This is a genomic window from Paraburkholderia sp. SG-MS1, from assembly GCF_012275575.1.
Classification (GTDB): Bacteria; Pseudomonadota; Gammaproteobacteria; order Burkholderiales; family Burkholderiaceae; genus Paraburkholderia.
Genome location: NZ_NPIH01000231.1, coordinates 1 through 5,814, shown reverse-complemented (window position 1 = coordinate 5,814; position 5,814 = coordinate 1). Strand labels below are relative to the sequence as shown.

Below are 5,814 nucleotides of genomic sequence, written 5' to 3'. Positions count from 1 at the left end.
TGACAGCAGCTCCTTGAAAAGCCCTTGAACGTTTTGATGATCGTCAAGTGACAGTTCTTCGCCGTTGGCTGCCTTGCCAAGCATCCCACTCAGGGTTCTTGCCTCTCCCCAGACAGGAATCAGGTGTTCCACCACTTCTCCCAGTTTCCTGAAAAAATCCTGTGTTTCCGGGGAAGCGCCTGCTGCTGCCGACAGTTCCGCGCCGAGAAACCCCGGAATATTGTTGCCCGCCTCATACAGTCTCTTCTGCGTCTCTGGTGAAGAACCTGCAAATCTGGCTATCTGGGAGATGATTTGACCGACCGGATTTTGGGCTGTATCAGAAAACCCTCGCCTGAACACATCCCATTCGTTATCGATGTGACTCTGTTCCGGGGCATCAGGATGCTGTTTCCGATAGTCCTGCCAGACAAACTGATCCGCGTCTTTCCTGGAGTGGAAGAGATATAGATTCTCATGCTGGCTATCCCAAGTATAAATCTGTTCGTTTCCCTGATCTTCAGGGTTATCTGGCTGAACATCGATGGTGGCTCTGCTTTGACGATGTCCGGATTCCGCCCCGTTCCTGTCCTGCTGGTCGCGATCTGCTGCAGCCCTGGGGGCTATGGGCGGGCGCCTGTCTGCCTCACTGCTGCCGGGTTCCATAGACGGCCGTTGTCCAGTTGCGGCCTGCAGTGGGCTGTTCCGCGGATCCGCCTGCCTGCGGGGGCGAAGGCCCGCAAGCTGGGGTTGCAATCCGGCAGGACTTGACGGTGTGGCCGTGGCGGGCGGTTGCTCATCGTGGGGATGAGTTAGATAATTAAAGCCAGACGAAAGCGGGGAGACTCCCATCTCGGTACTCCTGTCAGGTTGATTCGTGACAGCAGGTTATTTCTCCAGACAGACAGTCGTGTGGTGATCGGGTAAGGCATAACGAGAAACACATCCGACGAAACTGGGACGAGGTTCTGCGTCTGGCGACGTCGATCCGGCAGGGCACCCTTATCGTCTCGCTGACACTGCGCAAACCTGGCGGCTCCCCCCGGCAGAACTGCCTTGCCGTCGCGCCGCGCGAGATCGGCCGCGTCGAGTGCACGCTGTTTATCCTCGACCGGGGAACCGGGTACCGCGGCAACCCGGAGCATCACGAGTACGAACTCTATCTGGCAGTGGAGAACATCGATCACACCCGCACCAAAGCACGTCCCCCGCAAACCAACGGCATCGTCGAGCCGCTCCACAGGAACATGCTCAACAAGTTCTATCGCATCGCCTTACGCCGGAAGATCTACGATCTCGATCGCCGCTGTTCAAACCGATCTCGACGCATGGCTTGGTGACTTCCATTACGTGGCGGTGGCTGAGCAGCAGCAACGCGGGGCGTGGCACCTTCACGTTGCCGTGCGTGGCCGTGAGACTATCGGGTGCTGCGTTCGATCTGGCAGTGCATCGTCGGTGCGGATAATGGCAATATTCACGTGCGCAATCCGTTCCGCGAGAAAGCCCTGCGACACAAGCTGGCGGGCTATCTGGCGAAGTACATAACGAAGGACTTCGCGGCGCTCCGGCTGAACGAAAAACGGTACTGGTCGAGTCGCGGCATCGTCGTGCCCGAGCGTATGCCGATTGGTCACATTTTGAGTGATGATGCCGCAGAGGCGCTGAAGGTCGCCTTTGACGCCGCGCGACGTGTCGACGCGCCGCTCGACCGATGCCAGGTGTTCTGGCGGCAGGAGCTGGGCGTGTTCTGGCTTTCGACGCGCGAGCTGGGGTAGCGGTGGTTGTCGTGCAAGATCCAGTCCGACCATTGTCCGGCGGCCGAGTTCGGCCACGACCCGCCGTTCACATCCGGCGCCGATCAGACGTTCAGACGTTCAGACGTCGGCTTTGTCTCGGAGCCTGCCATCCGGTTGCCGAACATGAATGCTTCGCCATCGACCATTGCAGACTGCCAGTTGAACCGTTATGCCGTTTCATGTACCCCGATCGACGTGCTGGGGGTAGGAAAGAAATCGGGCATCAGGCTTTGGTCGAAAAGGTCGCCCTTGATACCACCGTAGCTCACGGTGCCGTTTGATTCCACGTATCGATCGGCGCCGTTTTCGACGATTTGCGCGCTTTGCATGAAACTCAGAAAGCCCGCAGCGGTTTTCGCGTTCTGAGAAAAATCTATCTTCGAGCCGTTCGATCCTTCTAGCGTTCCGCCGCCTTCGGATACCCATTGAGCACCTTGAGTATTCAGTTGCTGAAAGATATCCATGAAATTCGTCTTTCGGTCGACCGTTTTGCTGATTGCCTGTGATTGCGCGTCCGTGAGCGGTGCACCGTCCGCTTCCGCCCATTGCGCATAACCGCTGACCGCGTCGCTATGAAACGCGTGCACCGCTTGCACGAGCGAACCGTTGCTGTTGAGCAGATTTTGTAGCCAGGTTTTATCGCTGTCGCTGAGCGTATTGGACGTGACCTTGATCGATCCGTTGTCCGACTGAAAGTCGAATTGCGCATTCGCAAGATCCGGCCTTTGCTCGGTCAATGTCTGCATCGTCGAGACCAGCGCATTAGCTACGTCTTTGGCGTCTTGTCCGGTACGAAAATTCGTCTCCATCGCGGTCAGATACTGTGTGACTCGCTTGCCGGTCGTTTGCGGATCCACCGCCGTTACCGTAATTGGAGAAGCGGTTGCGGCCGTTGCGTCGACAACCTGATTCAGAACTGTCGAACGCTGGTTTAAATCCGTGTTGTGCACGGTTAGCGAAACCGCGCTGCTGATGATAAAACTCATGTTCTTCTCCGATACGTATCGGCGTTATTCGTCTATATCGGCGCCGTTTTGTGAATCTTTAGACTGACTGACCTTCGGGGACCCTATCAGATTGGATAGGAAAGGTTTACCCCGGATTGCGGACCAGAGACGCAATCGTCCAAGAAAACAGGCTTAAAATCGCTTCGCCGTAATCTTCGAAAAAATACAAGGAATAGTGATGAATATGAAAAGATTATTTATCGGGTTGGTTGTAGGCGTTCAGCCGTTTCCACGCCTGTCGGAGCCGCGAACATTCAGCCTGTTCAGGCGGATTCTTTTGTATCGGGAACAACAACGCCGGGCGCAGACGTGCCGGTGATCAAACGCATGACGGCGGGACCGGTTAGGCCGATCGTTGCCCCGCCTTCGAGCACGTCTAAATCGCGCTTCCACTCGTTGGAGACCAGTTCTTCGGTGGCTTGCCGAAGCGCCGGTTGAAATCGGCGATGAAGGAGGGCGCATACGCATTGGCCGCCTCCCGCGTACTGATGTTACGCAACCTCAGCTCCTTGACGAGCCGGTCCTGCAACGTCAGGTTGGCCCGCTCGACACGCCCCTTGGCCTGGCTCGTGTTCGCACAGAACGCCTCGATATTGAGCTGGTACAGGGCGCGCCCAAACTGCGTGACGCCTTTGCCGGCCGTGCTCGCCCGATCCTTGACGTAGAACACGCTGACTTGTCGCTATAGAACGCGACCGGCTTGCCGTGTGCTGCCAGGTGCTTGCCCAGCGCTTCGAAATAGCTGAACGTCGATTCGGTCGCGGTGAAGTGCAGCGTCATCAACCGGCTGGTTGCATCGTCGACATACACCAGTAGCGTGCAGGCTGGCGCACGCTGCTCGAACCACCGGTGATCGCTGCCATCAATCTGCACCAGCTCACCGACACAGGCCCGCCGGCTACGCAACTGATGGAGCGTCGGCAATCGCTGCCGGCGCGGAATCCACAGGCCGGCATCGGTCATCAGGTGGCGTACGGTTTCCTTCGCCAGCCGGATGCCGTGACATTCACGCAGCTTCTCGCACGCCAGCGTCGGGCCAAAATCGGCATAGCGTTCACGGATGATCGCCAGCGCACGCGCCGCGGTTCCCGCGTCAAGCCGGTTGTTACCCGGCTTCGCGCATCGGCCGTTCACCAGACCCGCCGGGCCGGCTTCACGTAACCGTGCCACCAGCCGCCGCACCTGGCGCGTGGTCAACGCAAGCCGTTGCGCGGCACGCCACGGTTTGAGCAACCCGTCGGCCACCGATTGGATGACCTTGAACCTGTCCAGCTCGTGCATCGTCATCGTGATCGTCCCAGTCGCGTTCATCGCCGGCTCCCAGAGCGGATGTCCGGCGCTCAAACTACCTAAAACACGACATTTCTATTTAGCGGAAACCCGACATTTCTATTTGGGATCTACATCGGTTGTCGAGGCCATTCTGAAATGTCCGGGTTGGGACTTTTTAGAAATGTCCGGTTCCGAGGTTCAGAAATATCTATGTTAGAGGGCTTTTAAGCACCGAGCCAACCCGCATTCCGGCAGTTCCCAGAATCGCTTCATTCAACTGCTCCCGGGTCAGTTCGCGCTGCTTGCGGGTGCCCACCTTGCGCTCCTTCGACCGTGGCGCTTCACCCTGATTGGTCCGCGATGGAGAGCCCGACGCCCGCCGGTCATCACGCTGCGACTGGATCACCTGGGCAAGTTGCAGTGTGTGTCCCAGCCGCTTGTTATCGACCACCGCCGCCTGATCGATCTCCGAGAGCCGGTCGTACGGCACACAGGGCAGGGCAGCGCCATTCACCCTGATCTCGATGCGTCCGTCCGGATACTCGAACACGTCCAGATAGTTGTGAATGAGGCGGTGGTTTGCCACCGTGTCTTCCAGCAGGTAGATCACGCGGTCGTACTGCACCGTCAACACCTTCGACACGCGCCGCGGTACACGAACCGTCAGGATCAGCTCAAGATCGTCGTCGGCACGCAGCGGCCGGTGTGCATCGAATGTGCTCCTGGGCACCTTGCCGAACCGGCCGTTGAAATCAGCGATGAAGTGGGGCGCATAAGCATTGGCCGCCTCCTTCGTGCTGATGCCGCGTAGCCGCAACTCCTTCACGAGGCGATCCTGCAACGTCAGATTGGCGCGCTCGACGCGCCCCTTCGCCTGGCTGCTGTTGGCACAGAACGTATCCACATTCAGCTCGTACAGCGCCCGGCCAAACTGCGTCACGCCCTTGCCAGGTGTCACGGAATGGCTGTTGCAGTGAAACACGCTCGCGCGGTCGCTGTACAGCGCCACCGGCTTGCCATGCTGTTCCAGATAACCGCGCATCGCCTCGAAGTAGCTGAAGGTCGATTCGGTCGCCGTAAAATGCAGCGCCATCAGCCGGCCCGTTGCATCATCGATGAACACCAGCAGCGTGCACGCCGGCGCGCGTTCCTCAAACCAGCGGTGATCGCTGCCGTCGATCTGCACCAGTTCGCCCAGACACGCGCGCCGGTTTCGCGGCTGATGGAGCTTCGGCGGCCGCTGTTTGCGTGGAATCCATAGCCCGGCATCCCGCATCCAGCGCCGCACGGTTTCCTTCGCCAGCACCACGCCATGACATTCGGCCAGCTTCTCGCACGCCAGCGTTGGCCCAAAATCAGCATAGCGTTCGCGCACCAGCGCCATGGCTCGCGCCCGCAGCTCCACCGGCAGTTCGCGATTGCTGGGCTGCCCACGCCGCGCCGAAACGAGCCCGGCCGGTCCAGCGGCTTCGTAGCGCCGCACCAGCCGGCTGACCTGACGCTCACACAGCTGCAGCCGTTCAGCCGCCTGTACGATGGTCAGGCGGCGCTGGACGACCGCCTCGATGATCTTCACGCGCTCGAGCTCGTGCATGCTGATCGTGATGAATCCACGTCCGTTCATGGTCAGGCTCCGGGCGGGCTGGGATGTCGCAGCATGCGCCACCGCAGCCCGCCCGGACCAGGAAACCGGACATTTCTAATGAGCCAGAACCGGACATTTCTAAAAAGCCCTGACATCGGTTTGGGTGATAATTTAT

General features: G+C 59.1%; 4 protein-coding genes and 3 pseudogenes. 3 read left to right on the top strand and 4 right to left on the bottom strand.

What is annotated here, in order from left to right:
* A partial coding sequence (locus CIC12_RS21720; protein WP_168666854.1) for a hypothetical protein occupies positions 1-645 on the bottom strand: 645 nt, incomplete at its 3' end.
* A gap of 266 nt (positions 646-911) precedes the next feature.
* Here CIC12_RS21720 and CIC12_RS21715 point away from each other — a divergent pair.
* From CIC12_RS21715 to CIC12_RS21710, 3 genes and pseudogenes are all read left to right on the top strand, one after another.
* Positions 912-1,091 (top strand): annotated as a pseudogene (locus CIC12_RS21715) (Tn3 family transposase); the annotation flags it as partial.
* Positions 1,083-1,326, top strand: a pseudogene (locus tag CIC12_RS33285) (IS481 family transposase); the annotation flags it as partial. The pseudogenes CIC12_RS21715 and CIC12_RS33285, both read left to right, overlap by 9 nt.
* Positions 1,327-1,403: 77 nt before the next feature.
* Complete coding sequence (locus CIC12_RS21710) at positions 1,404-1,754, top strand: hypothetical protein (protein WP_168666853.1); 351 nt, start codon at positions 1,404-1,406, stop codon at positions 1,752-1,754.
* Between the two features lie 188 nt (positions 1,755-1,942).
* Here CIC12_RS21710 and CIC12_RS21705 read toward each other — a convergent pair whose 3' ends face one another.
* The 3 genes and pseudogenes from CIC12_RS21705 to CIC12_RS21695 all read right to left on the bottom strand — a co-directional run bounded on the left by CIC12_RS21705 (position 1,943) and on the right by CIC12_RS21695 (position 5,678).
* Positions 1,943-2,761, bottom strand: coding sequence for a hypothetical protein (locus CIC12_RS21705; protein WP_168666851.1), 819 nt, complete (start codon positions 2,759-2,761; stop codon positions 1,943-1,945).
* Positions 2,762-3,188: 427 nt separating this feature from the next.
* Positions 3,189-4,093, bottom strand: a pseudogene (locus CIC12_RS21700) (ISNCY family transposase); the annotation flags it as partial.
* A gap of 169 nt (positions 4,094-4,262) precedes the next feature.
* On the bottom strand, positions 4,263-5,678 hold the full coding sequence (locus CIC12_RS21695; protein ID WP_168666856.1) for an ISNCY family transposase: 1,416 nt from the start codon (positions 5,676-5,678) through the stop codon (positions 4,263-4,265).
* Positions 5,679-5,814 lie beyond the last annotated feature (136 nt).